Below are 26,365 nucleotides of genomic sequence, written 5' to 3' on the forward strand. Positions count from 1 at the left end.
GTTGCAGTCTTTAATGCATAGCAAAGGAGACGGATATGAAAGCGATTGTGATTGGCGCGGGCATTGGCGGTATGAGTGCTGCGATTGCGCTGGAGAAAGCGGGTTTTGACACCGCGGTGTTTGAAGCAGTGAAAGAGATGAAGCCGGTGGGTGCGGCGATCTCTATCTGGCCCAACGGCGTGAAATGTCTCAACGCGTTGGGCATGAAAGAGCCGCTGCGCGCACTGGGCGGCAACATGGCGTTTATGGCCTACAACGATGCGCACAGCGGCAGCACGCTCACCCGCTTCAGCATGAAACCGCTGGTGCAGCAGGTGGGGGAATATCCCTATCCGGTGGCGCGCGCCGAATTGCAGGCGATGCTGATCGATACCTACGGACGTTCGCGCATTAGCTTTGGTAAACGCGTCACGCAGGTTGAGCAAACCGAGCATGGCGTCACCGCCTGGTTTGATGACGGTAGCCAGGCCGAAGGTGATTTTCTGATTGCCGCCGATGGTACGCACTCGGTGATCCGCCACTATGTGCTGGGTGAAAGCGTGGAACGTCGTTACGCCGGTTACGTCAACTGGAACGGCCTGGTGACAATTGATGAAGCGATTGCGCCCGCCGATCAATGGACCACTTTTGTCGGCGAAGGCAAACGCGTGTCGCTGATGCCGGTCAGCGATAACCGCTTCTACTTCTTCTTTGATGTTCCGCTGCCAAAAGGCTTGCCGGAAGATCGCGCAACGTTGAAAAACGATCTCAAAGGCTACTTCAGCGGCTGGGCCGAACCGGTGCAGCGTCTGATTGAACGCCTCAATCCGGAAACCACCAACCGTGTGGAAATCCACGACATCGAACCGTTTAGCCGTTTTGTTAAAGGTCGCGTGGCGTTGCTGGGCGATGCCGCACACAGCACCACGCCGGATATCGGGCAAGGCGGTTGTGCGGCGATGGAAGATGCGGTGGTGCTGGCGCAGACGCTGGCGTCACACTCTTTAGGGATTGAGGATGCGTTGTTGCGCTATGAAGCCCGTCGTGTGGATCGCACCAAAGATTTGGTGTTGAAAGCCCGTAAGCGCTGCGATGTGACCCACGCTAAAGACGCGGAAGTGACGGCGGCGTGGTATGCAGATTTGAAAAACGAAACCGGCGAGCGCGTGCTGGCCGGCATGTGCGATACCATTGAAGGCGGTCCGCTGGGTTGAACCAGGTCGCCATCAATGGCGGTTCTAAGACTCTAATCCACGATTTTTCAGCATAGGGCCGATCTCCGGCTCTTTGCCGCGCCACGCCAGCCACAGATGCTGCAAATCGGTGCTGTTACCGCGTGACAGAATATGTTCGCGGAACTGCTGACCGTTTTCGCGTGTTAATCCACCGCGTTCGACAAAGGCTTGATAGCCATCATCGGCGAGCATCTGCGTCCAGATATAGGCGTAATAACCGGCTGCATAGCCGCCGCCCCAGATATGGCGGAAATAGCTGGAGCGATAACGGGGCGGAACCGTCGCCAGCGCAATGTTTTCGGCGGCCAGCGCCTGCAGCTCGAAGTGGCTGACGTCCTGCGGATTGTCTTGCGTGGTCAGTGAATGCCACTGCAGATCCAGCAGCGCGGCGGCCAGCAGTTCGGTCATGTCGTAGCCTTTGTTGAACTTCGCGGCGCGCACCATCTTGTCTCGCAGCTCAGCAGGCATCGCCTCTCCGGTTTTATAGTGACGCGCATAGTTGGCAAACACCGCTTCGTTGCTGGCCCAATGCTCATTAATCTGCGACGGGAACTCGACAAAGTCGCGCGGCGTGGCGGTACCCGACAAGCTCGGATAGCGTTGCGTGGCGAACAAACCGTGCAGCGCATGACCAAACTCGTGGAACAGCGTGATCACTTCATCCCAGCTCAGCAGCGCCGGCTGGCCTGCCTGCGGCTTGGTGTAGTTGCACACGTTGTAGATCACCGGTTTGGTGCCGAGCAGCGTGGTTTGGTCGACGAAATTACTCATCCACGCGCCGCCGCTTTTATTATCACGCTTAAAGAAATCGGTGTAGAACAGCGCCAGCGGCGTGTCGTCGGCATCGAAAATCTCGTAGACGTTAACGTCCGGATGATAAACCGGCAGATCGTGGCGCTGGCTAAAGCGAATACCAAACAGCTGGCTGGCCGACCAGAACACACCTTTTTCCAGCACGTTATTCAGCTCAAAGTACGGGCGGATTTGGCTCTCATCCAGCGCGTATTGGGCTTTACGCACCTGCTCGGCATAAAAACTCCAGTCCCAGGCGCGCAGCGGAAAACGGTGATGCGCGGCTTCAATGGCCTGCTGAATGTCGGCGGCTTCGCGTTCCGCGCGGGCCCGCGCGGCAGGGACAATATTGCGCATAAAGGCAAAAGCCGCCTCCGGCGTTTTCGCCATCTGCTCCTGCATGCTCCATTCGGCATAGGTTTTGAAACCGAGCAAACTCGCCTGCTGCGCGCGCAGTTGCGCCATGCGTAACACGATGTCGCGCGTGTCGTTATCATCGCCCTGCTCGCTGCGTGTTAGCGCCTGCTGGAACAGCGCTTCACGCGTGGCGCGCACTTCCAGCGCCTGCAGCGCCGGTTGCTGCGTGGTGTTTTGCAGCGCAATCAGCCATTCGCCGTGCAAGCCGCGTGCTTCGGCCGCCGCTTTGGCATGCGCCAGCTCTTCTTCACTTAATCCGGCCAGCGCCGCAACATTGCTCACCACATAAGCACCGGCTTTGGTGGCCGCCAGCAACTTATTGCCGAAGCGGGTGCTGAGGCTCGCCAGCTCCTGATTGCAGGCGCGCAGCTGGGTTTTATCCGCGTCGCTCAGGCTGGCACCGGCCAGCTGAAAATGCTGCCAGGTGACTTCCGCCAGCCGCATCGCTTCGGCATCCGGGCACTGCGAACCGCGATGCTGGTAAACGGTATCGAGGCGAGCAAATAGCTGGCTGCTCAGGTAGATTTCATCATTGAGCGCGGTGAGTTGCGGGGTAATCAGTTCATCGATTTCCTGCAGGCGATCGCTGGTGTTGGCGGAAGTCATGGCACCAAACACCAGATTCACGCGCTTCAGCAACTGGCCGCTACGCTCCAGCGCCTCAAAGGTATTGGCAAAGGTTGGCGCGTCAGGATTGCTGGCGATCGCCGCCACTTCGCGCCGTTTCTCTTCAATCCCCGCTTCCAGCGCCGGCAGAAAATCCTCTTCCTGAATCTGGTCAAATGGCGGGGTTTGATACGGCAAGGTGCTGGCGGTGAAAAACGGATTAGCTCGTGAATTCATTATCGCTCCTGATAATCAGCAACGCCGCACGGTGGCGGCGGGATGGTTCTATCCTGGCAGTTTCCTCGTCACTCAACAACTTATCGCCTGCTGCTGATAAACGCTGATGATTTCTCCCGCCACCGCGACGGCAATCTCCGCCGGTAACTTGCCCTTCACATCCGCCAAACCAATCGGGCAGCGCAAACGTGCGAGGGAATCTGCCGCAATGCCTTTGCCCTCTAAGCGATAGCGAAAGCGCTGGGCTTTAGTGGCAGAACCAATCACACCGGCATAGCAAAAATCGCCCCGGCGCAAGATCGCTTCGCTGAGCGCCAGATCGAGTGGATGATCGTGCGTCATCACCACAAAATAGCTGTCGGGCGCGGCTTCCTGCACGCAGTCAATCGGATCCTCAACCTGACGCACCGTCACGCCGGGCGGCACGGCGCGAAACTGCGCGGCGCGGCTATCAATCCACGTAATGTGGCACGGCAAAGTGGCAAGCAGATTTACCAGCGCCTGGCCAACGTGACCTGCACCGTACACCTGGATTTCCGGCTGCTGCTGCATCAGCGGTTCAAACAGCAAAGTGGCGTGACCACCGCAGCATTGGCCGAGACGCGCAGCCAGCGCAAACTCTTCACTGCGCGGCTGGGTGCAGCGCTGCTGCAGCATCTCTCGCGCCTGCGCAATGCATTGATATTCGAGATGGCCGCCGCCAATGGTGAGAAAAGTGTCAGTGGCGCTGACCACCATTTTGCTACCGCGATCGCGCGGCACAGAGCCCCGCTCGCTGAGCACGGTAATCAGTACGCAGCTTTCGCGTTTTTCCCGCAGGCTGTGCAACACGCTGATCCAGTCATGATAAATCATGTTCCGCTCCCGATAAGCGCTGAATCCCCCAGAATACCCGCTCCGGCGTGGCGGGTGCGTCCAGCTGCGGATGGCGACGATAGTTATCAACGCTGGCAACCGCATCCTGCAATGCGCACCACACGGCGATGCCCAACATGAACGGCGGTTCGCCGACGGCTTTGGAGTGGAACACCGTGTCCTGCGGGTTTTTGCGGTTCTCAACCAGCGTGACGCGCAAATCACTGGGTACATCGCTGATCGCCGGGATTTTGTAGCTGGCCGGGCCATCGGTGAGCAATTTGCCCTTGTCGTTCCACACCAGTTCTTCGCAGGTGAGCCAGCCCATGCCCTGCACAAAACCGCCCTCAACCTGGCCGATATCAATGGCCGGATTCAGCGACGCGCCCACATCATGCAAAATGTCGGCGCGCAGCAAGCGGTATTCGCCGGTCAGCGTATCCACCAGCACTTCGCAGCAGGCCGCGCCGTAGGAGAAGTAATAGAACGGTTTGCCGCGTCCGGCGGCGCGATCGTAATGGATGCCCGGCACTTTGTAGAAACCGGTGGCAGAAAGCGGCACCTGATTAAGCCACGCTTGCTGTGCAACCTGGGCGAAGGTGAAGTGCTTCTCGCCGACGCGCACGATACCGTTGCTGAAATGCACCGCGTCTGCCGCGCATTGATGTTGCTGACACAGCATCTCGGTCATGCGATCGCGCAGGATTTGTGCGGCATTTTGCGCCGCTTTGCCGTTGAGATCGGCCCCGCTGGACGCTGCGGTTGGCGAGGTGTTGGGCACTTTGCCGGTATCGGTGGCGGTCACCTGAATCTGGCTGATATCAATCTGCAGCACTTCCGCCACAATCTGCGCCACTTTGGTGTTTAAGCCCTGGCCCATTTCGGTGCCGCCGTGATTGAGCTGCACCGTGCCATCGGTGTAAATCAAAATCAGCGCGCCGGCCTGATTGAGGAAGCTGGAGGTAAATGAGATGCCGAATTTCACCGGCGTCAGCGCCAGTCCGCGTTTCATAAAACGGTTGCTGGCGTTAAATGCGCTGATATCACGACGGCGCGCGGCGTATTCGCTGCTGGTTTCCAATTGCTCCGTCATCTCATCCAGCAGATTGTCTTCCACCTGCTGGTGGTAATGGGTGATGTTGCGATCGGTTTTGCCGTAATAGTTACGTTTGCGCAGTTCGAGTGGATCTACTCCCACTTCGCGCGCGACGTGATCCATGATCTGCTCAATCGCCACCATGCCTTGCGGCCCGCCGAAGCCACGGTACGCGGTGTTCGAGGCGGTATGTGTGCGGCAGCGATAGCCGGTAATCAGTGCATCGCCGAGGTAATACGCGTTATCGGCGTGGAACATCGCACGATCGACAATCGATCCGCTGAGATCGAGCGAATAACCGCAGTTGCCGGCCAGATCGATCTTCACGCCGCAGAAGCGACCATTGTCATCGACGCCGACATCGTAGCGGACAAAAAACGGATGGCGTTTGCCGGTGATCTGCATATCGTCGCGGCGCGCCAGACGCATTTTTACCGGTTTTCGCAGCTGACGCGCGGCGATGGCACACAAACACGCCACGCCCGCCGCCTGCGTCTCTTTGCCGCCAAAGCCACCGCCCATGCGCCGCATATCAATGGTGACTTTGTTCATGGTGATGCCCATCACTTCCGCCACCAGTTTCTGCACTTCGGTGGGGTTTTGCGTCGAAGAGAACACCTGCAAGCTGTCATCTTCGCCGGGGATCACCAGCGCCGTCTGGGTTTCCAGATAGAAATGTTCCTGACCGCCGATGTGAAATTCGCCCTGAATACGGCGTGACGCCCGCGCCAGCGCAGCGTCAGCATCACCGCGTTGGTGAATGTGCGGCTGCTGCACAAAGAAACGCTGTTCCAGCGCTTCACGCACGTCGAGCACCGCCGGTAGCGCTTCGTACTCAACGATCGCCGCTGCGGCGCCGGCACGCGCCGCTTCGGGTGAATCAGCGGCGACGGCAATGACGATTTGACCGAAATATTCGATTGTGTCCTGCGCCAGCAGCGGATCGCCCGGTTCGAGCGGACCGACATCGTTGAGGCCCGGCACATCGCGCCACGTCAGCACGCTGACTACGCCCGGCACCGCGTAACATGGCTGCACATCCAGTTTGGTGATGCGCGCATGCGCATGCTCGCTCAGACGCGGACAGAGATGCAGCAATCCCGGCAGATCCGGCTTGTCGTCGATATACAGCGCTTCACCGGAGACATGCTTGTCGGCACTTTCATGTTTATTGCTGCGCCCGACGCCCGTTTGCATGTCGGTGGCAAACTGGGCTTTCAGCAGCGTTTCGTTCAGTTCCGGACGGTTATGAGACATAGCGCGATACCTCAGTAATGGTCAGCTCGCCAGACGCTTGTGCGTAGTAGCGGCGCAACAGATTGCGCGCCACCTGCAGGCGATAATCGGCGCTGGCGCGGAAGTCGCTTAGCGGCTGGAAATCCACACTCAGCGCGGCGCAGGCTTTTTCGATGGCGCTGAGATGCAGCGGTTGGCCCAGCAGTTGTGCTTCAGCCGCCAGCGCGCGTTTCGGCGTGGCGGCCATACCCCCAAAGGCGAGCCGCACTTCCACAATTACCCCTTCCGCGATGTGCAGATTGATGGCGGCGAAAACCGCGGAAATATCATCGTCCAGCCGTTTAGCCACTTTCCACGCCGCAAAGTTGGGTGACACCGTCACTTTGGCGATGGTGATGCTGCGAATGAATTCACCCGGCAGCAAGACCGTTTGGCGATATGCAGTAAAAAAATGGTCGAGCGGGACTTCTCGCCTCTTTTCACCCTGCTGCAAAACCAGACGCGCATTTAAAGCCAGCAGCATCGGCGCGCAATCACCAATCGGCGATGCGTTACCAATATTGCCGCCGAGCGTGCCCTGATTACGAATTTGCAATGAGGCAAAACGCTCCAGCATGCTGCTAAAGGCTGGAATGTGCTGTGCTAAAAACTGATAGCAATGCTGCAATGAGGCGGCAGCACCGAGATAAAGATTCATTTCATCTTCGTGGCAGACCTTCAACTCATCAATCTGCTCCAGCGCGATCAGCAGCGGCAAGCGCTGATATTGCTGAGTGATTTGCAGCGTCAGATCGGTACCGCCAGCCACCAGACGGGCTTCAGGATATTGCTGATAGAGCTCGGCGAGTTGCGCTACTGTTTTCGGCAGATAGCAGCGGCTGCCCGCGGCTTCGATGATCTGTACTTCATCGTTGCTGAGCGCCTGTAAACGCTGTACTAGCGCGGGTGCATTGGCGCTGAAGGCATCTGCATCAGGTTGTTCACACGCCTGCTGCGCCGCATCCATGATCGGACGATAGCCGGTGCAACGACATAAATTACCCGCCAGCGCCTGTTCCGCCTGATGTCGATCCCAGCCAGCGCTGTTTTTCTGCAGAGTAAACAGCGACATCACGAAACCCGGCGTGCAGTAGCCGCATTGCGAGCCGTGGCAATCCACCATCGCTTGCTGCACGCTGTGCAGTTCGCGGCCCTGTTTGAGATCTTCCACGGTAATCAGTTGCTTGCCTTGCAGGCTGCTGACCAGCGTTAAACAGCTATTCACCGCCTGATACTGCATCTGTCCATCCACCACTTTACCGAGTGTGACGGTGCAGGCACCGCAATCGCCAGACGCGCAGCCCTCTTTGGTGCCGCGACGCTGCTGCTGGCCGCGCAGGTAGTTAAGCACGGTGAGATTAGGATCAAGCTCACGTTCGGTGATTAAACGATCGTTGAGTAAGAATTGGATCATGCGATTTGTTCCTCACTTTCGCGTTGCCAAACCGGCTTGCCGCTCACCCAGGTTTGCGCGATGTTGCGGTCGTCGCCAAGCGTCATCATCACAAACAGCCGCTCCCAGATGTCTTTGCTGTTGGCATTGCGCAGCTTCTGCAGCGGCGACACAGCCGCATCGAGCACCACGAAATCGGCCTCTTTGCCGGGATTGAAGTTGCCGATAACGTCATCCAGATCGAGCGCGTGCGCGCCGCCTAAGGTGGCGTGATAAAACGCTTCGCAAGCGCTGAGTTTGTATTGCTGTAGCTGGCCGACTTTGTAGGCTTCGCCCAGCGTTTGCAGCAGATTAAAGGTGGTGCCTGCGCCAACGTCGGTGCCAATGCCCATGCGCACGCCCTGCTGCCAGCAGCGTTTGATGTTGAATAAGCCGCTGCCGAGGAACAGGTTTGAGGTCGGGCAGAAGGCAATTGATGAATCGGTGTCATGCAGGCATTGCCACTCTTGATCTTCGAGATGCAGGCAGTGCGCGAACACGCTGCGTTTGCCGGTAAGTTGGTGATGATGATAAACATCAAGATAGCCTGCGCGCTCCGGGAATAGCGCTTTTACCCAGGCGATCTCCTGCGGATTTTCACTTAGGTGCGTGTGCATCCAGACATCAGGAAACTCCTCGTGCAGCTGACGCACTTTATCCAGCAATTCCGGCGACGAGGTCGGTGCAAAGCGCGGCGTGAGCGCATAGCTCAGGCGACCGCGCTGATGCCAGCGCTCAATCAGTTCACGCGTGTGCTGATAACTCTCTTCCGGCGTTTCGGTCAGGTATTCCGGCGCGTTACGATCCATCATCACTTTGCCAGCAATCAGCCGCATATCCAGCTGCTGCGCGGCGCTGAACAGCGAGTCGACCGACTGCTTATGCACGGTGCCGAACACCAGCGCGGTGGTGGTGCCATTCGACAGCAGCTGATGCAGGAAGAACGCCGACATTTTTGCCGCGTGATCGGGACAGTGATATTGGCTCTCCACCGGGAAGGTATATTGGTTGAGCCACTCCAGCAGCTGTTCGCCAAAGGCGCCGATCATCTCGGTTTGCGGATAATGAATATGGGTATCGATAAAGCCGGGCACGATCAGTTTACCGCGCAGATCGGTAACGCGCGTGGGATCAACGCGCCCTTCCGCGATTTGCCAGCTTTCCAAGCTGACCACTTTGCCGTCACGCAGCGTTAATAAGCCATCTTCGAGATAGCGTGCATTGGCAGCGATGTCGTCTGGCTGCGCGGCCAGAGCGGTGAAATCAAAGAAGCTGGCGCGCAGCAGCGTTTCGGGTGCGTAAGGCATAATGGTTCCTTGGTGCTTTTTTATGAGTGCAGGTGATTGCCTTAAAGATAGTTTGCAAAGCGCATGCCAATGCAAAGAACAAAAAATACTGTTTACTTTCAATATAATAGGTTGTTCCGATGCGTTTTTGTGTCAAGCTTGACGAGCAAACGTATGCGCAACCGGTTGCCTGCTATCGCAAACGGTTGCGATTTAACATTGCGGCGAGTTTTACTGCGCATGGCGTGATTATCGCCTGTTGGGATGCGTCTTTGTGGTGCGCCATTGCACTCGTAATGTGCAGGAAAAATCCTGCAACACGCTGCTTTGGGTTTTCATGAGCATGGGTTCGAGGTTAATGCTAAGGTGTGGCTGATAACCTGAAATCGTATAAGGAACAGTGAGATGATTATTTTTGTTACTGGCGCAACTGCTGGTTTTGGTCAAAGTATCACCCGCCGCTTCATTGCTACAGGTCACAAAGTGATCGCCAGCGGACGTCGCGCTGAGCGTTTAAAAGAGCTGAAAGATGAGTTGGGCGACAATCTGTATACCGTTCAGCTGGACGTGCGTAATCGCGCCGCCATCGATGAAGCGATCGCCTCCCTGCCTGCTGAATGGCGCAATATTGATGTGCTGGTTAACAATGCTGGCCTGGCGTTGGGTGTGGAACCGGCGCACAAAGCCAATATCGAAGACTGGGAAAATATGATCGACACCAACAACAAAGGTTTGGTGTACATGACGCGTGCGGTGCTGCCGGCAATGGTTGAACGCAATGTTGGTCATATCGTGAATATCGGTTCGATTGCCGGCAGCTGGCCTTACTTAGGTGGCAACGTGTATGGCGCGACCAAAGCGTTCGTGCGCCAGTTCAGCCTGAATCTGCGTACCGACCTGCACGGCACCGCGCTGCGCGTGACCGATATCGAGCCAGGTTTGGTGGGCGGAACCGAGTTCTCAAACGTGCGCTTTAAGGGCGATGACGATAAAGCGGGCCAGGTTTATGAAGGCACCACCGCGCTGACGGCGGAAGATGTCACCGAAGCAGTGTATTGGGTGACGACGCTGCCGAAGCACGTCAACATCAATACGCTGGAGATTATGCCGGTGACGCAAACCACCGCGGGACTGAAGGTGCATAAAGGTTAATCGCGGTTACACGCTGTTTGATCGAAATACCCGGGGCGACCATCCTATGAGGCGCTCCGGCGGCTTTTGCCGCGACGACCTCATCGGGATGTTTCCCCTGATATCGCACGCCGGTGTGGCCGATGATTACGCGCGGCCCCAACCGGTCACGATAATCAACATGCCGCTCAAGGCGACCAGCGCGCCGACCCAATCCCACGTACTCAGTTTTACGCCATCCACCACGCGCAGCCAGATTAGCGCCGTCAGCACGTATACGCCGCCATAGGCCGCATAAACGCGCCCGCTCGCGGCGGGATGCAACGTTAACAACCAGACAAACAGCGCCAGACTTGCCGCGGCCGGCACCAGCAGCCACGCCGTCATGCCCTTCTTCAACCATAGCCACGGCAGAAAACAGCCAACAATTTCCGCTATCGCAGTGATAAAAAACAGCAAGGCGGTTTTGACCAGCATAGAAAATCTCTCGCTAAGCTAAACAAAGCGCTCACCGCTGGTGAGCAAAGAAGCAGCGATGATATACTAGCGCCCATGGTTGTTACAGCCGCGATCCCGGCTGTGCTGGTGTTAACTGAAGGAAATGACGATGAAAAAACTGTTTTCCGCCCTGCTGGCTACCGTGGTGACGTCGAGCCTGTTAATGGCTGCGCCCATCGCTGCGGCCAAAACCGATCGCCTGATTATTGAAGATGGCAGCAGCGCCTCCAGTAATGAAGCCGCGCGCCAGAGCAAAGAGCAGTGGAAAGATACCAAAAACCTGCGTAATAAGGTCAATACGCGCGTTGAGAAAGAGTTCGATAAAGCGGACAAAGCCTTTGATACCCGCGACTCCTGCGAAAAGAGCTACAACGTTAACGCCTATTGGGAACCGAATACGCTGCGCTGCCTCGACCGCCGCACCGGACGTCCAATTGCACCTTAATCGTTTATCACTGCTATAGTTTTGACAGGATTTCTGACCAAAGGAGTGAATGATGAAAAAACGTAATGCAGTTCTGCTGATGGCGATGTTGTCGCTGCCGGTATTGGCGCAAGCTTCTTGTGAAAGCGTCAAAGCGGACATCAGCAAAAAAATCATTAACAACGGCGTCGCCGAATCGGACTTCACGCTGGATATCGTGGCCAATGATCAAGCCGATCAGGTCGGCGGCCAGGTTGTGGGTCATTGTGAGAACGACACACAGAAAATCGTCTACAAGAAAAATGGCCGTGATGGTGACAGCACCGTGCCAGACAGCGCGGGCAGCTCTCAGGATACGCCAGCGCAGTAAACTTTCGGGCGGCTCTCTGGCCGCCCTGCTTTCTATTCCACTTCCGGCCTTTGTCGCGGCATTATCCACGCCACCCACAACGTTAGCAGTGCAATCAGCAACGACACTACAAACACCCAATGTAAAGAACTGGCGATTTGTCCGGTCCAGTCATGCAATGTCGCCTCCGACAGCGCCTGACGGCTTTCAGGCGACATTATTTTCTGCATCGGATCGTCGGCCTGCGGCAGACGCAGCGACAAATTGAGGTTCAGCACCGCGCCCAATAACGCGGTACCAATCGCCGACCCGATCATGCGGCTGAACATGATTGAGGCGGTGCAAATGCCGCGAATATCGTAATGCGAATGGTTCTGTACCGATACCAGAAACGTGGTGCTGGTCATGCCCATGCCGGTGCCAATCACAAAGGCGGTGAATCCGGCCTGCACGATTGAGCTGTCGCTGCGCAGTAGCAGCAGTAATGCGCTGCCCGCAATCAGCAGCAGCGCGCCCAACTGCGCGGTGAAGCGATAGGAGGTGATAAGCATCAACCTACCGCTCAATGTACTGGCCAGCGGCCAGCCAATCGACATCATCGCCAGTGCGCTGCCGGCCTGCAGCGGCGTGCCGCCGGTGATGCCCTGAATCCAGGTTGGTAGAAAGGCGCTGATGCCCATCATACTGGCACCGATGATCAGGTTGCCGATGTTGCCAGCGACGATAAGCCGGCTGCGCCAGATTTCCAGCGGGAACAGCGGCGCATCAGCACGCTGTTCATGCTGTTTTAAACGCCAGGCAGCAATGACAGCCAGCAGCAGGAACGGCACCAGCCAGAAACCGAGCACTTCTGCCTGTAACAGCGCGACCAGCAACGCCGTTACGCAGATCATCAGCCAGCAGCTGCCGGTGAGATTGAGCGTGGTGGCCTGATTTTGTTCACGCGATGGAAGAAAACGCGCCAGCAGCAGCATGGCGATGGCGCCAATCGGCACGTTGACCCAGAAAATCACCGACCAGCTAAAGTGCTGCACCAGCCACGCGCCGCTCAGCGGACCAATGATTGCCGCCACGCCCCAGACGCTGGAGAGCCAGCCCTGTACGTTGGCGCGTTCGCGCGGCGAATAGACGTCTGCCACAATGGTGGACGTTAGCGGCATAATCGCGCCGGCACCTAACCCCTGAAAAGCGCGAAACAGGATCAGCCACGCCATGCTGTGGGCAAATCCGCACAGAATCGATCCCAGTAAAAATAGCGAAACACCGATAAACAACAGCCGTTTGCGGCCCCACATATCTGCCAGTCGGCCATACAGCGGCACGCTAACGGCTTGCGTCAGTAGATAGATGGAAAATACCCAGCCAAACTGCGAAAAGCCGCCAAGATCGGCAATAATGGTCGGCATGGCGGTGGCCACGATGGTGACTTCAATCGCCGCCATAAACATAGCGAGCATGCAGCCGATAAGAATCCAGTGGCGATGTTCCGTGTTCAATTCTGCAGTTTCAGTCATACGTCTCCTTAATTTCTAACAAGGCTAGCTCAAAATTCGCCAGACCAGTTTCCTCTGCGTGCGACCTATCTGTGACGACGTCACTTATTTCGATGAAAATTTTTTATTGTCGGATGATGCCTTATTCCACGCGGGTTAGATGGCGTTTTTTATTATTTCTATCTGTCTGATTTTGCCGCAAAAACTAGCGCTTATCGACAAGCATTGCTATAGGTCTAAGCGGTGCTTTCCAGATATTCACTGAAAAAGCATCTGATAACAGTCATTTTAACTGCAATTTAACGGGGTGAAGGATTTTCGTATGTGTGCGTTTTAACACTGCGCCGTCATCCTGGGAATGACATTACCTATCGAACGATTTCTTGAATCAGGGAGACACTGGCTATGCAAAATGCATCGCTCGCCCGCCGCGCTGGGCTGGCTCTGCTCGCGATTGTTGCGGTGATTGCCCTGCTGGTTTGGGGGCTGGGGCTGAATACGCTGCGCGACCGGCGGGAAGATTTGGTTTATCTCGGGCAGCAGCATCTGTTTTTAGTGTTTTGGTCAATGTTCTTTGCGTTACTGGTGGGCATTCCCAGCGGCATCCTGCTTAGCCGTCCGTTCGCTCGTCGCTGGGCAGAGTACGTGATGCAAATTTTCAACGTGGGTAACACGCTGCCACCGCTGGCGGTATTGGCGCTCGCGATGGTGATTGTCGGTATCGGCGATCGTCCCGCGCTGATTGCCCTGTTCCTCGCCTCGCTGCTGCCGATTGTACGTAATACTTTTGCCGGTTTAAGCGCGGTACCGCCGTCGCTGATTGAAGCCGCCAACGGTATAGGTATGACGAAGTTCCAGCGTTTGCGTCAGGTGGAAATTCCCAATGCGCTGCCGGTGATTCTGGCAGGCGTGCGCATCGCCACGGCGATTAACATCGGTACCGCGCCATTGGCGTTCCTGATCGGTGCCAGCAGTTTTGGTGAGCTGATTTTCCCCGGCATCTACCTCAACGACTTCCCTACGCTGATCCTCGGCGCTGTGGCCACCGCGCTGGTTGCGCTGGTGCTCGACATGCTGCTCGCGGCATTGGGACGTTATCTCAGCCCGCACTCTGCGGCTTAACACAAGGAGTTTTGTGATGGCCACTGCCAATCAGCTGGCGCGCTGGGTTAAACGTACTGCGCTGGCACTCACCGCGACGCTGGCAATCAGCCAAAGCGCCGCGGCTGCAACACCGATTACCATGGCAACCAAGAGCTTTACGGAGCAGCACATCCTCTCCGCGATGACGGTGATCTGGTTGCAGAAGAAAGGTTTTCAGGTGATCCCCAAGACAAATATCGCCACCACCATTGGTCGTAACGCGATGATCAATAAACAGATTGATATGACATGGGAATACACCGGAACTTCGCTGATCATCTTTAACCACATCAATAAGCCGATGTCGACCGAAGACGCGTATAAAACGGTAAAACAGCTGGATGCGAAATTGGGCCTGGTGTGGCTTAATCCTGCACCGATGAACAATACCTATGCGTTTGCCATGCAACGCGATCGTGCGGAGAAAGAAGGCATCAATACCATGTCGCAACTGGTGGCGAAGCTGGAAGAGGTACGCAAGAACGATCCGGATCATAACTGGAAACTGGGTTTGGACCTGGAATTCTCGGGCCGCTCCGATGGTCTTAAGCCATTGCAGAAAGCCTACAACATGCCGCTCGATCGTCCGCAGATTCGCCAGATGGATCCCGGCTTGGTTTACAACGCGATTCGCGATGGCTTTGTTGATGCCGGTTTGATCTACACCACCGATGGCCGCGTGAAAGGGTTCGAACTCAAAGTGTTAGAAGATGATAAGCACTTCTTCCCAAGTTACAACGTCACGCCCGTAGTGCGTCAGGATGTGCTCGAGAGCCATCCGGGTTTGGATACGGCGCTTAATCAGCTCTCCGCGTTGATTAATGACGAAGCGATCACCGAGATGAATAAGCGTGTCGATATTGATCATCAGTCGCCGCAACAGGTGGCGCGTGATTTCCTTCAATCCAAGAACATGCTGTAAGGAGGCGCTGTGGATACCTTGCATTACATCATGAATAACTGGCACACCTTGATGACGCTCACCTGGCAACACACGTGGCTGGTACTGGTGGCGGTCGGTTTCGCCATCATCGTTGGCGTACCGCTGGGCATTTTGATTGTGCGCTTTAAGTGGCTGGCCACGCCGGTGCTCGGCATCGCCACTATTGTGTTAACCATTCCCACCATCGCGTTGTTTGGTTTGATGATTCCATTGTTTTCTATGATCGGTCAGGGCATTGGCGCCCTTCCCGCTATCACCGCCGTGTTCCTATACTCGCTGCTGCCGATTGTGCGTAACACCCACACCGCGCTGGAGAATTTGTCTCCCGGACTGCGTGAAGCCGGTCGCGGGATTGGCATGACCTTCTGGCAGCGTCTGCGCTGGGTAGAAATTCCGATGGCGCTGCCGGTGATTTTTGGCGGTATTCGTACAGCGGTGGTGATGAACGTCGGCGTGATGGCGATTGCCGCCGTGATTGGTGCGGGCGGTTTGGGCCTGCAACTGCTCGACGGGATCAGCGGCAGCGATGTGCGCATGTTGATTGCCGGTGCCTTGATGATTTGTTTGCTCGCGATTGTGCTTGATTGGCTGCTGCACCGTTTGCAGTCGGCGCTGACTCCTAAGGGGATTCGATAATGATAAAACTGGAAAACCTGACGAAAACCTTTACGCAAAAGAACGGCACATCACTCAATGCCGTGGACAACGTCAGCCTTGAAGTGCCTGCCGGGGAAATGTGCGTGCTGCTCGGCCCATCGGGTTGTGGCAAAACCACCACCCTTAAGATGATTAACCGTTTGATTCCCTCCTCAAGCGGCAGGATTTTGATCAACGGTGAAGACACCAGCGGACAAGATACCGTCACCCTGCGCCGCAATATTGGCTATGTCATCCAGCAGATTGGTCTGTTCCCGAATATGACCATCGAGGAGAACATTACCGTGGTGCCGCGCATGTTGGGTTGGGATAAGAAGCGCTGCCGCGAACGCGCCACGGAATTGATGAGCATGGTGGCGCTCGATCCGACCAAGTTCCTGCATCGCTATCCGCGCGAAATGTCCGGCGGTCAACAGCAGCGTATTGGCGTGATTCGCGCGCTGGCCGCGGATCCACCGGTATTGCTGATGGATGAACCTTTCGGCGCGGTCGACCCAATCAACCGTGAAGTGATTCAGAACGAATTCCTTGAGATGCAGCGCCAGTTAAAGAAGACCGTGATGCTGGTTAGCCATGATATTGATGAAGCGCTGAAGCTCGGCGACCGCATTGCGGTGTTTGGTCAGGGGAAAATTGTGCAGTGCGCCAGCCCGGATGAGCTGTTAGCCAAACCGGCGAACGACTTTGTTGGCTCCTTTGTCGGTCAGGACCGTACGCTGAAACGTTTGTTGCTGGTGCAGGCCGGCGATGTCACCGATCAGCAGCCCACCATCACCGTGCAGCGTAATACGCCACTGCAGGAGGCCTTCGCCACCATGGACGATAACGATATGCGTTCGGTGACGGTAGTTGATGAAGATGGCAAGCCACTGGGATTTGTGAAGCGGCGTGAAGCGCGCGGCGCCACTGGCCGCTGCGAAGAGATGCTGCATACCTTTAAAGTGACCGGCAAAGCGGAAGAAAACCTACGCGTGGTGCTGTCGAAGCTGTATGAGCACAACACGGTGTGGATGCCGATCGTCGATGAGGAAGGTCGTTATAGCGGCGAGATATCGCAGGATTACATTGCCGATTATCTCAGTTCTGGACGTACGCGCCGTCGGTTGAATCCGTAAAACCCTAAGCAGTCGCCGAGGGGCATATGGCAGATCGTAAAGTCGCCATAAATCATCCCTGAGGCTCAGCCCGCGCCTTCCCTGGCGCGGGATGCTTTACTCCTCTGCCATATGCCCCTCGGCTATTTGACTCCGTGCGCTTTGTTAACGCGACTCCTCAGCCGTTTTTGCCGCCACTGCTTCGCTGCGCTCTGAAGGCAGCACGACATTCAAAATAATCGCCAGCATCCCGCCGGTAGTCACTGCGTGACCAAACAGGTTGCTAATCAGCGTCGGGAACTGTTTCAGCACCTCAGGCACCGCTTCGACACCCAAACCGATACCAAACGACACGGCAACAATCAGCATCTCGCGGCGGCCAAGCGGCGTTTGCGTCATCACGCGGATGCCGGCCGCCACCACGCTACCAAACATCACAATGGTCGCGCCGCCCAGCACCGGCGGTGGAATCTGCTGCAGCATATAGCCAATCGCCGGGAACATACCGAGCAGCACCAGCATTACGCCGATCACCATGCCAACATAACGGCTGGCAACGCCGGTCATTTGGATGACGCCATTATTTTGCGCAAAAGTGGTGTTGGGAAAGGCAGAGAACACGGCGGCGAGCAAGCAGCTGATGCCATCGGCGAAAATACCGGCCTGCATGCGGCGCTCAAACGCTTCGCCTTCAATCGGCTGCTGCGACAACATGCAGTTCGCCGTGAGGTCGCCCACCGCTTCAATCACGGCTATCACCGATACCAGCGCGATGGGAATGAAGATGGTCCAGTCGAAGGCAAAACCAAAACGGAATAGCGCCGGCATTACCAGCCACGGCGTATCGCCCATTGGCTTGAGGGTGAGATGGCCGGTTAACGCTGCGGCGATACAGCCCGCAGCAATGCCGGCCACCACCGCAACCAGCCGCATCCAGCGATTTTGCGAACGGTTAAGTACGATAATCACCAGCAGCGTCAAGGCACCGAGCGCCAGATTGCCGGGCGCGCCAAAATCGCTGGCGTTATGGCCGCCAGCCCAATCGGTGATGCTGACTTTGATCAGGCTGATACCAATTAAGGTAATAACGGTGCCGGTAACCACCGGCGTCAACACTTTGCGTAATGGCGCGATGCAGCGGCTGATCAACATCGGAATCATCGCCGCTACTAAGTTGCAGCCAAAGATCATCGCCATGATCTCTTCTGGCGATCCGCCGCGTGCTTTGACCATCAATCCGCCCGACAGAATCACCCCGAGAAAGGCAAAGCTGGTGCCCTGCAGGCAGATCATGCCTGCGCCAATGCCCATAAAGCGGCGCGCCTGCAGGAAAGTACCGAGACCGGAAACGAGCAGTGACATACTGATCAGATAAGGGATCCATGCCTGTAATCCCAACACGGAACCAATAATCAGCGGCGGCGTAATGATGCCCACTACGCTGGCCAGCACATGTTGCAGTGCGGCACAAAATGCAGGCAATGGACCGATGCGGTCATTCAGCCCATACAACAAACCTTTCTCATCTGATTGCGACATACAGGTGCTCCGGCAAGATATTCATCAGAGCTGCTGATGCATGAATCACGCCAGAACAAGGGGTTTATTAAAAATTGGAAGTAAGATATTGAATATTCTGGCAATTAATTCAGTAAAGAGGAGGGCTGAATCTGAAATCTTAGATTCAGCCATTGATCATTTGCGGCCTTTTGTTTCATCAGGCCGCAGGCTTTGCACTGTTGTCGTGCGTAATATTGTCATCGAGCAGTGAAATATCCAGATAACCACTCAGTTCCCGTTGTTCTGCGCGCGGCAGATAAGGCAACTCGCCTAATAAAGGTGCACCTAACTTGTTGCTCAAAACATCAATAATTTCAGCGTAATGCGCCAGACCGGGATTAATACGGTTGGCTACCCAACCCACGAGTCGCAATCCATCCTGCGCAATCGCCTCGGCGGTCAGTAAAGCGTGGCTGATGCAACCTTCTTTAATGCCGACTACCAACACAACGGGTAAATGTTCCTGCCGCACCCAGTGGGACAAAGGCTGTAAGTCGTTCATTAAACTGCGCCAGCCGCCGGTGCCTTCTACCACCACGCGCGCGGCGCGCTGCTGCAAATCGTTTAGACTGCGGCTGAGCAACGGATAATCTATACGCTGCGACGCGCTGGTGCTGATTTCATCCTCTTGTAAGGCGATAGGATTGACGGCGGAATAATCGAGAGCGAGACCTGAAGCCTGCTGTAATAACAGGGCATCTTTATTACGTAAGCCTTCAGATGTGAGTTGCGCGCTTTTGGCGACAGGTTTGAAGCCTGCGGCGCACAGATTCGCCTTGGCAAAGCACTGTAATAACGCGCGTGATACCACGGTTTTACCCACCGCGGTGTCGGTACCGGTGACAAAAAGCGTTTTCACCATTCTCCTCCTTCATTAAAGCGATGTGTAACGTGCGAAGGAGGCAGTTTAAGGAAATGTTTTCACGGGCAGATTGCGTTAGGACAAACTTAAGGTGAGCTGTAATTATCCCTGCAACAGTTTTACCAATAAATGGCCGCTATAGAGCGCGTCTTTTATCAGTGCGGCGCCGCCAAAGGTGCCGGGATCGCTGAAAGCCGTTGGTGTGAGCTGGATTTCACTGCTATATGCGGGCAAGGCTTGTTGTCGAATGGTACTGCTCACCGCAGGGAACAGCACATCGGCGGCCTGATTCAGCGGCGAACCGATAAGGATTTGTTGAGGATTAAAGATGTTTACCATCATCGCCAGCATGCGGCCAATATGATGTCCGACGCCCGCAATCACATCACGCGCCAGGCGATCGCCCTGCTGCGCGGCTGCGCATAAGCTCTCAATCGTCAACGGCGTCTGATGCAATACACTGTCCGGCTGCGACGGCAAACGCTGGGCGGTGAGAGTAAGCAGGCTTCCGATGCTGGCGACGGTTTCCAGACAGCCATTATTGCCGCAATAACACTGCTGGCCGTAAGGATCGATTTGCGTATGACCAATTTCCACCAGCGTACGACCATTTTTGTGCAGCAGTTGTCCGCCGCTGATCACGCCCGCGCCGACGGTTTCATCAATCACAATCTGAATCACATGTTGCGCGCCACTGGATGCGCCAAACAGCGCTTCGGCTAACGTCCAGGCGGAAATATCATGCTGCACGAACACCGGCAGACCGGTGCGCTGCGCCAGCGTTTCTCCCAGCGGCATATCCTGCACGTCATAACCCGGCATACGATGGACCACGCCAGAAGCGGCGTTGATCAATCCTGGCAAGGTAATGGCGATGGCGGTCAAACGCTCCAGCTTGCTTTGGTGGCGAATAAAGAAGTCATTCACTGTCTCGTGCAAGGTTTGCAGCAGTGGTTTGTCGGCGCTGGCGTACAGCGGCAGGCGATCTTCCTGCAGCGCGCGGCTGCTGAGATCGCGCAGCGTCAGCGTAATAAATCCGGGCTGAATGCGAACGGCGAGATAGTGCCAGGCGAGCGTATCGAGGATCAAACCAATCGCGGGACGACCGCGACTGCCCGGCTCCTGAAATTCAGTTTCCTGAACCAGATGGGCATCGAGCATTTCACGCACGATTTTGGTAATGCTGGCGGGTGCTAACTGGGCACGTTTAGAAAGCTCAATACGCGAAATCGGGCCGTAAAGGTCAATCAGTCGGTAAACCACACCTGCGTTGGTCTGTTTTATCTGATCAATATGACCAGGTTGACTGTACAGATTCACGCCCAGCTCCCATTATTTTCGCGCTTCTAAATAAACAGCAGCTATGGTGATGCAGATTGACCAGCAGCGTCAAATATTTGATTAGAAATGTGATTTATCGCACATAAAGTTTGTACCCTCATTCAACTGCGGACTCAATTCTCTGCATTTTGCAGCATCAGCGACATCATATTGGTCATTTGCGCCGTTGGTTCTCGCGTCGCTGACCAGACCAGCCAAACTTCAGAAATCGCGTCGCTCTCCTGCAGAGGGATCCACACCACATCGGCCAGACGTGCACGGCTGAATGACGCCGGCAGAATCGAAACGCCGAGTCCGGTCGCCACCAGACCAAGGATGGTCATCGCCTCGCCCACTTCCTGCGTAATAAAAGGTTTGATTTGATAGCGATGCAGCAGCGCCAGGATTTCACCGTACAACGCGGTGCCGCCTTGCGGATCGAAAAATACAAACGGCTCGTTGGCTAATGCCTGAATGGAAATCGACTCTGCATCGGCCAGCGGATGCGCCCAATGCACTACCGCGCATAGCGGCTCACGCAGTAGCACGCGGTGTTGCAGATCGCTGGGCAGCGGCGTATTGCGCATCACACCGAGGTCGAGCCGATCGTCATGAAGTGGCGCAAGCTGCTGCCGCGTATTGTTCTCCTGCATCTGAATGTGCACTTCTGGCCAACGCTGGCGGAATTGGTACAGCGCGTCAGAAACCAGACCGGTAAACGGCGCTGAGGAAGTAAAGCCGATGCGCAACTCGCCCTCCTGCCCGCTATGCACGCGTGCGGCGCGGCGGGTGGCCTGCTCCACCTGTAACAAAATGGCACGCGCATCCTGCAAAAACAGCGCGCCGGCGGGCGTGATCTGTACGCTGCGATTGGTGCGGGTAAACAGCTGGGCGCCAATTTCCTGCTCCAGTTGCTGAATCTGCTGACTCAGCGGCGGTTGCGAAATATTCAGGCGCTGCGCGGCGCGGCCAAAATGCAGTTCCTCTGCGACGGCAACGAAATAGCGTAAATGACGCAACTCAACATTCATACTTTAAAAGTCTCATTTGAGATTATTAATATATTGTACAACCTATTCGCCCTTTCCTACAGTAACGGCATGATTGTTCAAACGAGGATGTTCCGTGAGTCGCTCTTCTCAGGCGGTGATACTCGATGAAGACGAGTTGTCCGTAAAGCCTGCTCCAGCTGCAACCCCTTCAGAATGGATTGAACGCGGATCGCCGCAGTTTATGCGCGTTACGCTGGCGCTGTTCTCTGCCGGTCTTGCCACTTTCGCCCTGCTGTATTGCGTGCAGCCCATTTTGCCGGTGTTATCGCAACAGTTTGGCGTTTCTCCAGCGCAAAGCAGTATTTCTCTCTCGCTATCGACCGGCTTAATGGCATTGGGATTGCTGTTTACCGGGCCGCTGTCGGATGCGATTGGGCGTAAATCGGTGATGGTTACCGCGCTGTTGCTCGCGGCTATCTGTACCTTGATTTCCGCCACCATGAGCAGTTGGCAGGGGATTTTGCTGATGCGCGCGCTGATTGGCTTATCGCTGAGCGGGGTTGCGGCGGTTGGCATGACCTATCTGAGTGAAGAGATTCATCCACGCGTTATCGCCTTTTCCATGGGGCTGTACATCAGCGGTAACTCGATTGGCGGCATGAGCGGACGCCTGTTGACGGGCGTATTGACCGATTTCTTCTCGTGGCGCGTTGCGGTGGGCGTGATTGGCTGTTTCGCGTTGGCGGGCGCGCTGATGTTTTGGAAAATTCTGCCTGCGTCGCGTCATTTCCGTCCAGCTTCGCTGCGTCCGCGTAGTTTGCTGATCAACTTCCGTTTGCACTGGCGCGATAAAGGATTACCGCTGCTGTTCGCTGAGGGCTTCCTGCTGATGGGCGCGTTCGTCACGCTGTTCAACTACATCGGCTATCGCCTGCTGAGTGCGCCCTGGTCGCTGAGCCAGGCGGTGGTGGGATTGCTGTCGGTGGTCTATCTGACCGGCTCCTGGAGTTCACCGAAAGCCGGCGCGATGACCAGCCGCTTTGGACGCGGTCCGGTGATGATTGGCGCAACTGCGATTATGCTGACGGGATTGCTGCTGACGGCGTTTAACTCACTATGGCTGATTTTACCCGGCATGATGTTGTTCACCGCCGGATTCTTTGCGGCGCACTCCGTTGCCAGCGGCTGGATTGGCCCGCGTGCGCGTCGGGCTAAAGGCCAGGCATCGTCACTCTATCTGTTTAGCTATTACGTTGGATCCAGCGTGGCGGGTACATTGGGCGGCGTGTTCTGGCACAGCTATGGCTGGATGGGCGTTACGGCATTCATTAGCTTGCTATTATTAATGGCTTTGCTGGTCGGCTGGCGATTGCAGTGCCGGAAACTGTAATACCTTTCATCTGTTAAACGGGGCTAATGCGCCCCGTTCTCTCATCAAGTCCACGCCATCCGGTGATCTCACAGTCCCAGATAAAACAAAACGGCCATTCGTCGCTATAATTCATTCCATTCCAACAATAGTTAGACTTTTATTATTTCACAGCAATGAGGACGATAGATGGGACTCTATTATTACGTCGATAAGCAAGCCGGCTATAACGACAACCATGTAGTACATGCAACGGGATGCCCGTACTTACCCGCCGATGAGGCACGCCGTTTCCTTGGGACTTTCTACACGCCAAATGCCGCCATTCAGCAAGCGCGTAAATTTTATGCCAGCGCGCTGGGCTGCGAGCACTGCTGTCCGGTGGGGTTAAAAAAAAACATGACGACTCAAAATAGTGTGGCACTAAAACACATGGTGCGACTCTGATAATCATGATGTGAGAGTGGTCAGCAGACCTAACTCTTTTGTTAAGTAGCACTGCGGCGTTTCATAATAATTATAAATTTAAGTGTAATAATAACTGGACCTTAAGGCGCTCAAGGTGGCGTCAGGTCCAGTTGCCTCTTTCTCCCCCGTTGTTAATCTTGCTCGCTCTCGTATTGATGACAGAAAGCGTAAAAACCTCAGGCTATTAATTACGCCACTCTTGATAAAAAATATTCAGTAATAAAAGCCCGACAAACGGTTTCCCTCCGCTCATTAATGCTCCACAATAGCGGCAATTTGTGACTCCGGTCACTTTCTGGGGTGCTTTTTGCCCTTTCATTTGCCGTCTGACTGATTTGAACTCCATGCAATCTACTACTGTTTCCCGTAAAACGGCCTGGCTACGCGTTGTACTGCTGGCTATTGCTGCTTTTGTCTTTAACACCACAGAATTCGTGCCTGTCGGTCTGCTGTCGGATATCGCCGCCAGCTATGACATGAAGACTGCCGATGTTGGCATTATGCTGACCATCTACGCGTGGGTTGTCGCGCTATTGTCACTGCCGTTGATGCTGTTAACGCGCAATATTGAGCGTCGCCTGCTGTTGGCGGTGTTGTTCATTGTGTTTGTTGCCAGCCATGTGCTCTCGTCTTTGGCATGGGATTTCACCTCACTGGTTATCTCGCGCATCGGTATTGCCTTAGCGCACGCCGTGTTCTGGTCAATTACCGCTTCGCTGGCCATTCGCGTGGCGCCTGCAGGCAAGAAAACTCAGGCGTTGAGTATGCTGGCAACCGGTACCGCGCTGGCGATGGTGCTGGGCGTGCCGATTGGGCGTATCGTCGGTCAATATCTTGGCTGGCGCACTACTTTTGGCATGATCGGCTTGTCTGCTTTGGTATTGCTGATTTTGCTGATGCGCATACTGCCGCGTCTGCCGAGCGAGCACACGGGTTCACTGAGCAGCGTTCCGATGCTATTCCGCCGTCCGGCGCTGGTGGCAATGTACGTTCTGGTTACCGTGGTGGTGACGGCGCATTACACCGCTTACAGCTACATCGAACCGTTTATGCAGGTGGTGGCTAATGCCGATGATAATTTCACCACGCTACTGTTACTGCTGTTTGGATCAGCGGGCATTCTCGGCAGCGTGCTGTTTAGTACGCTGGGCAATAGATTCCCTTCTGCGATGCTGATCGCCGCGATTGCGATGATCACGCTAAGCATGGGCTTGCTGGTGTTTGCTGCTGTACGTCCCGCTGCAATCACCGTGCTGTGCATCGTTTGGGGCATGGCAATGATGATGATAGGTCTGGCGATGCAGGTGCGCGTTTTGGCGCTGGCACCGGATGCCACCGACGTGGCGATGTCGCTGTTCTCGGGTATCTACAACATCGGTATCGGCGCGGGTGCGCTACTGGGTAATCAGGTCAGTTTGCATATGCAAATGTCGGATGTCGGTAACGTCGGCGGCATTATTGGCCTTGCCGCACTGTTCTGGTGTATCGCTATCTTCCGCCGCTATCCACAGCTGCGTTCTAACGGATAAGAAAAAAGGCTTCAGAAGGTTATCTTCTGAAGCCTTTTGTTCACTTCCTGCGGAATGCTTAATTGCCCTCCGCTCAATTCTCTTAGTTATAAATTACTGCTGTGCCATTTAGCTTGTTGTTGCCAGAGGTCGAAGTGATGCGGAATGACTTTGCTCCGGCAGCACTGGCCTTTTCCGCTAGCTGATTCTCCAGCGATGTCAGGTTAGTGCTACCTGATGCGCTAACCACACCAATCTGTTGTTGATTCAACGGCGCTTCGTTTACTAAGTCTGCAGCCATGCTACCAAACGCGATTGAAGACAATGCTACAGCGGCCAAAGTCAGTTTGATGCTTTTCATAATTTTGCTCTCTTAAACGGGTGAATTGGGGTCGGTCGCGATTAAGTTAACAACCGTTAATTAAATGCTACTGCCGAATGGACCCGCGCGTCAATCATTTTATTAACGGTCATTATTTTAATCGGAAGTGGCGTGATTATGGGCTTCCCAGCCCTTTTTGACTTATCCATTTGGGTGCTTTCGCCAGCAAAAAGCACAAACGGGCAAAGACGAATAGACTCATTCCGGGCTGCGCTTGCATATTTATTTAATGATCGGTAATTTAATGGGGTGTTTCTACGCTTTGAGGTGCCCAATGACAGAAGTTATCGATGTGGTGAACAGGAAAACGCGCGGCCGTCCGAAAGTGTTTGATCGCAACGATGCCCTGGACAAGGCATTGATGTTGTTCTGGGCGCATGGCTATGAAGGCACTTCGCTGTCCGATTTGGTTAACGCTACCGGCGCTAAGGCCCCAACTCTTTATGCTGAGTTTGAAAATAAAGAAGGGTTATTCCGTGCGGCGATGCAGCGATACATTGAAACGTTCAGCGCGCAGCGCAACGCCGTGCTAAATGATGATGCTTTAGACGTGAAAACGGCCATTGAAGCCTATTTTCGCGCAACCGCCGCATGCTTCACCGAATGTGATAAGCCTGCTGGCTGTTTCTTCATTTGTACCTCGAGCGCGCTCTCTTCCGGCTCAGAAGAAGTGGCGCAAATGCTGGCTCAGCAGCATCACGCGCAGGAATCAGCATTAAAAGCATTTCTTGATACCCGGCAGCAGCGCGGCGAGTTACCGCAATGTGCCAATAGTGCAACGTTAGCCCGCTACCTGGCGTGTTTACTGCAGGGCATGTCGGTGCGTGCGCGTGAAGGCGCTAATCGTGAGGACCTTGACCAGATCGTGGATACGCAGATGGCAATCTGGCCCGCTCTGGCGGGATATTGTGAATTGAGCACCAAATAAAATTCAGGCCGACTTCCGTGTCGGCCTAAAATTA

At 55.3% G+C, this 26,365-nt stretch carries 24 protein-coding genes; 12 read left to right on the forward strand and 12 right to left on the reverse strand.

Annotated elements, in window-relative coordinates:
* Window positions 1-35: 35 nt before the first annotated feature.
* The gene (hpxO, locus tag DEU53_RS04530) at window positions 36-1,193 is read left to right on the forward strand and encodes an FAD-dependent urate hydroxylase HpxO (RefSeq protein WP_110866178.1); all 1,158 of its coding nucleotides are present in this window, start codon (window positions 36-38) and stop codon (window positions 1,191-1,193) included.
* A 24-nt stretch (window positions 1,194-1,217) separates the two neighbouring features.
* Here hpxO and dcp read toward each other — a convergent pair whose 3' ends face one another.
* The 5 genes from dcp to guaD form a co-directional block, all read right to left on the reverse strand.
* Entirely contained in the window at window positions 1,218-3,266 is a 2,049-nt protein-coding gene (gene dcp, locus DEU53_RS04535) for a peptidyl-dipeptidase Dcp (RefSeq protein ID WP_110866179.1), read from the reverse strand.
* A 72-nt stretch (window positions 3,267-3,338) separates the two neighbouring features.
* Window positions 3,339-4,121, reverse strand: a complete 783-nt coding sequence (gene xdhC / locus DEU53_RS04540) for a xanthine dehydrogenase accessory protein XdhC (RefSeq protein WP_110866180.1) — start codon at window positions 4,119-4,121, stop codon at window positions 3,339-3,341.
* Window positions 4,108-6,474 (reverse strand): xanthine dehydrogenase molybdopterin binding subunit, encoded by a 2,367-nt coding sequence (gene xdhB, locus DEU53_RS04545; RefSeq protein ID WP_110866181.1) that lies wholly within the window; start codon window positions 6,472-6,474, stop codon window positions 4,108-4,110. Before xdhB ends, xdhC begins: the two co-directional genes overlap by 14 nt.
* Window positions 6,464-7,906, reverse strand: a complete 1,443-nt coding sequence (gene xdhA, locus DEU53_RS04550; RefSeq protein WP_110866182.1) for a xanthine dehydrogenase small subunit — start codon at window positions 7,904-7,906, stop codon at window positions 6,464-6,466. The genes xdhB and xdhA overlap by 11 nt, the downstream gene beginning before the upstream one ends.
* Window positions 7,903-9,231, reverse strand: coding sequence for a guanine deaminase (gene guaD / locus DEU53_RS04555; protein WP_110866183.1), 1,329 nt, complete (start codon window positions 9,229-9,231; stop codon window positions 7,903-7,905). Before guaD ends, xdhA begins: the two co-directional genes overlap by 4 nt.
* Window positions 9,232-9,615: 384 nt before the next feature.
* Here guaD and ydfG point away from each other — a divergent pair, with 384 nt between their 5' ends.
* Window positions 9,616-10,362, forward strand: a complete 747-nt coding sequence (gene ydfG, locus DEU53_RS04560) for a bifunctional NADP-dependent 3-hydroxy acid dehydrogenase/3-hydroxypropionate dehydrogenase YdfG (protein ID WP_101764358.1) — start codon at window positions 9,616-9,618, stop codon at window positions 10,360-10,362.
* A gap of 126 nt (window positions 10,363-10,488) precedes the next feature.
* On the opposite strand, the gene DEU53_RS04565 is transcribed toward ydfG, so the two are convergent.
* On the reverse strand, window positions 10,489-10,818 hold the full coding sequence (locus DEU53_RS04565) for a YnfA family protein (protein ID WP_192233901.1): 330 nt from the start codon (window positions 10,816-10,818) through the stop codon (window positions 10,489-10,491).
* Window positions 10,819-10,948: 130 nt separating this feature from the next.
* Here DEU53_RS04565 and DEU53_RS04570 point away from each other — a divergent pair, with 130 nt between their 5' ends.
* On the forward strand, window positions 10,949-11,284 hold the full coding sequence (locus tag DEU53_RS04570) for a DUF1283 family protein (protein WP_110866184.1): 336 nt from the start codon (window positions 10,949-10,951) through the stop codon (window positions 11,282-11,284).
* A gap of 52 nt (window positions 11,285-11,336) precedes the next feature.
* A complete protein-coding gene (locus DEU53_RS04575) occupies window positions 11,337-11,633 on the forward strand; it encodes a DUF1161 domain-containing protein (RefSeq protein WP_110866185.1) in 297 nt (98 codons plus the stop codon).
* A gap of 32 nt (window positions 11,634-11,665) precedes the next feature.
* Here the strand turns inward: DEU53_RS04575 and DEU53_RS04580 are convergent, their stop codons facing one another.
* Window positions 11,666-13,126 carry an MDR family MFS transporter gene (locus DEU53_RS04580; RefSeq protein WP_110866186.1) on the reverse strand — a complete coding sequence of 487 codons (1,461 nt, stop codon included), beginning with the start codon at window positions 13,124-13,126 and terminating at the stop codon, window positions 11,666-11,668.
* Window positions 13,127-13,510: 384 nt separating this feature from the next.
* On the opposite strand from DEU53_RS04580, the gene DEU53_RS04585 reads away from it, so the two are divergent.
* From DEU53_RS04585 to osmV, 4 genes are read left to right on the forward strand one after another with little or no spacing between them, the layout of a single operon-like run.
* Window positions 13,511-14,227 (forward strand): ABC transporter permease, encoded by a 717-nt coding sequence (locus DEU53_RS04585; protein WP_110866187.1) that lies wholly within the window; start codon window positions 13,511-13,513, stop codon window positions 14,225-14,227.
* A 16-nt stretch (window positions 14,228-14,243) separates the two neighbouring features.
* Window positions 14,244-15,170, forward strand: a complete 927-nt coding sequence (locus tag DEU53_RS04590) for a glycine betaine ABC transporter substrate-binding protein (protein ID WP_110866188.1) — start codon at window positions 14,244-14,246, stop codon at window positions 15,168-15,170.
* A 9-nt stretch (window positions 15,171-15,179) separates the two neighbouring features.
* Window positions 15,180-15,827 carry an osmoprotectant ABC transporter permease OsmW gene (gene osmW / locus DEU53_RS04595; protein ID WP_064738719.1) on the forward strand — a complete coding sequence of 216 codons (648 nt, stop codon included), beginning with the start codon at window positions 15,180-15,182 and terminating at the stop codon, window positions 15,825-15,827.
* Window positions 15,827-16,963, forward strand: a complete 1,137-nt coding sequence (gene osmV, locus DEU53_RS04600; RefSeq protein ID WP_101764353.1) for an osmoprotectant ABC transporter ATP-binding protein OsmV — start codon at window positions 15,827-15,829, stop codon at window positions 16,961-16,963. The genes osmW and osmV overlap by 1 nt, the downstream gene beginning before the upstream one ends.
* 144 nt (window positions 16,964-17,107) lie before the next feature.
* Here osmV and DEU53_RS04605 read toward each other — a convergent pair whose 3' ends face one another.
* The 4 genes from DEU53_RS04605 to DEU53_RS04620 form a co-directional block, all read right to left on the reverse strand.
* Window positions 17,108-18,481: a nucleobase:cation symporter-2 family protein gene (locus tag DEU53_RS04605; RefSeq protein ID WP_110866189.1), complete on the reverse strand. Its 1,374-nt coding sequence runs from the start codon at window positions 18,479-18,481 to the stop codon at window positions 17,108-17,110.
* Between the two features lie 178 nt (window positions 18,482-18,659).
* Complete coding sequence (gene bioD / locus DEU53_RS04610) at window positions 18,660-19,364, reverse strand: dethiobiotin synthase (RefSeq protein ID WP_110866190.1); 705 nt, start codon at window positions 19,362-19,364, stop codon at window positions 18,660-18,662.
* 102 nt (window positions 19,365-19,466) lie between these two features.
* Window positions 19,467-20,684 (reverse strand): ROK family protein, encoded by a 1,218-nt coding sequence (locus DEU53_RS04615; RefSeq protein WP_110866191.1) that lies wholly within the window; start codon window positions 20,682-20,684, stop codon window positions 19,467-19,469.
* Window positions 20,685-20,818: 134 nt separating this feature from the next.
* Window positions 20,819-21,715: a LysR family transcriptional regulator gene (locus DEU53_RS04620; RefSeq protein WP_110866192.1), complete on the reverse strand. Its 897-nt coding sequence runs from the start codon at window positions 21,713-21,715 to the stop codon at window positions 20,819-20,821.
* Between the two features lie 94 nt (window positions 21,716-21,809).
* Between DEU53_RS04620 and DEU53_RS04625 the strand changes: the two genes are divergently transcribed.
* The 3 genes from DEU53_RS04625 (at window position 21,810) to DEU53_RS04635 (ending at window position 25,042) form a co-directional block, all read left to right on the forward strand.
* The gene (locus DEU53_RS04625; RefSeq protein ID WP_110866193.1) at window positions 21,810-23,066 is read left to right on the forward strand and encodes an MFS transporter; all 1,257 of its coding nucleotides are present in this window, start codon (window positions 21,810-21,812) and stop codon (window positions 23,064-23,066) included.
* 168 nt (window positions 23,067-23,234) lie between these two features.
* Entirely contained in the window at window positions 23,235-23,492 is a 258-nt protein-coding gene (locus DEU53_RS04630) for a hypothetical protein (RefSeq protein ID WP_110866194.1), read from the forward strand.
* 365 nt (window positions 23,493-23,857) lie between these two features.
* Window positions 23,858-25,042: a sugar transporter gene (locus tag DEU53_RS04635; RefSeq protein WP_101764346.1), complete on the forward strand. Its 1,185-nt coding sequence runs from the start codon at window positions 23,858-23,860 to the stop codon at window positions 25,040-25,042.
* An 82-nt stretch (window positions 25,043-25,124) separates the two neighbouring features.
* Here DEU53_RS04635 and DEU53_RS04640 read toward each other — a convergent pair whose 3' ends face one another.
* Window positions 25,125-25,382, reverse strand: coding sequence for a YdgH/BhsA/McbA-like domain containing protein (locus DEU53_RS04640; protein WP_101764345.1), 258 nt, complete (start codon window positions 25,380-25,382; stop codon window positions 25,125-25,127).
* Between the two features lie 295 nt (window positions 25,383-25,677).
* Here DEU53_RS04640 and DEU53_RS04645 point away from each other — a divergent pair, with 295 nt between their 5' ends.
* Window positions 25,678-26,331: a TetR/AcrR family transcriptional regulator gene (locus DEU53_RS04645; protein WP_110866195.1), complete on the forward strand. Its 654-nt coding sequence runs from the start codon at window positions 25,678-25,680 to the stop codon at window positions 26,329-26,331.
* The last annotated feature ends 34 nt before the right edge of the window (window positions 26,332-26,365 follow it).

Source organism: Pantoea sp. AG1095, assembly GCF_003208415.1.
Classification (GTDB): domain Bacteria; phylum Pseudomonadota; class Gammaproteobacteria; order Enterobacterales; family Enterobacteriaceae; genus Pantoea; species Pantoea leporis.

Bases quoted from the DNA above. Each gene is read 5' to 3' on its own strand.
- hpxO (WP_110866178.1), top strand. From the start codon at position 36: ATGAAAGCGATTGTGATTGGCGCGGGCATTGGCGGTATGAGTGCTGCG.
- dcp (WP_110866179.1), bottom strand. From the start codon at position 3,266: ATGAATTCACGAGCTAATCCGTTTTTCACCGCCAGCACCTTGCCGTAT.
- xdhC (WP_110866180.1), bottom strand. From the start codon at position 4,121: ATGATTTATCATGACTGGATCAGCGTGTTGCACAGCCTGCGGGAAAAA.
- xdhB (WP_110866181.1), bottom strand. From the start codon at position 6,474: ATGTCTCATAACCGTCCGGAACTGAACGAAACGCTGCTGAAAGCCCAG.
- xdhA (WP_110866182.1), bottom strand. From the start codon at position 7,906: ATGATCCAATTCTTACTCAACGATCGTTTAATCACCGAACGTGAGCTT.
- guaD (WP_110866183.1), bottom strand. From the start codon at position 9,231: ATGCCTTACGCACCCGAAACGCTGCTGCGCGCCAGCTTCTTTGATTTC.
- ydfG (WP_101764358.1), top strand. From the start codon at position 9,616: ATGATTATTTTTGTTACTGGCGCAACTGCTGGTTTTGGTCAAAGTATC.
- DEU53_RS04565 (WP_192233901.1), bottom strand. From the start codon at position 10,818: ATGCTGGTCAAAACCGCCTTGCTGTTTTTTATCACTGCGATAGCGGAA.
- DEU53_RS04570 (WP_110866184.1), top strand. From the start codon at position 10,949: ATGAAAAAACTGTTTTCCGCCCTGCTGGCTACCGTGGTGACGTCGAGC.
- DEU53_RS04575 (WP_110866185.1), top strand. From the start codon at position 11,337: ATGAAAAAACGTAATGCAGTTCTGCTGATGGCGATGTTGTCGCTGCCG.
- DEU53_RS04580 (WP_110866186.1), bottom strand. From the start codon at position 13,126: ATGACTGAAACTGCAGAATTGAACACGGAACATCGCCACTGGATTCTT.
- DEU53_RS04585 (WP_110866187.1), top strand. From the start codon at position 13,511: ATGCAAAATGCATCGCTCGCCCGCCGCGCTGGGCTGGCTCTGCTCGCG.
- DEU53_RS04590 (WP_110866188.1), top strand. From the start codon at position 14,244: ATGGCCACTGCCAATCAGCTGGCGCGCTGGGTTAAACGTACTGCGCTG.
- osmV (WP_101764353.1), top strand. From the start codon at position 15,827: ATGATAAAACTGGAAAACCTGACGAAAACCTTTACGCAAAAGAACGGC.
- DEU53_RS04605 (WP_110866189.1), bottom strand. From the start codon at position 18,481: ATGTCGCAATCAGATGAGAAAGGTTTGTTGTATGGGCTGAATGACCGC.
- bioD (WP_110866190.1), bottom strand. From the start codon at position 19,364: ATGGTGAAAACGCTTTTTGTCACCGGTACCGACACCGCGGTGGGTAAA.
- DEU53_RS04620 (WP_110866192.1), bottom strand. From the start codon at position 21,715: ATGAATGTTGAGTTGCGTCATTTACGCTATTTCGTTGCCGTCGCAGAG.
- DEU53_RS04630 (WP_110866194.1), top strand. From the start codon at position 23,235: ATGGGACTCTATTATTACGTCGATAAGCAAGCCGGCTATAACGACAAC.
- DEU53_RS04635 (WP_101764346.1), top strand. From the start codon at position 23,858: ATGCAATCTACTACTGTTTCCCGTAAAACGGCCTGGCTACGCGTTGTA.
- DEU53_RS04640 (WP_101764345.1), bottom strand. From the start codon at position 25,382: ATGAAAAGCATCAAACTGACTTTGGCCGCTGTAGCATTGTCTTCAATC.
- DEU53_RS04645 (WP_110866195.1), top strand. From the start codon at position 25,678: ATGACAGAAGTTATCGATGTGGTGAACAGGAAAACGCGCGGCCGTCCG.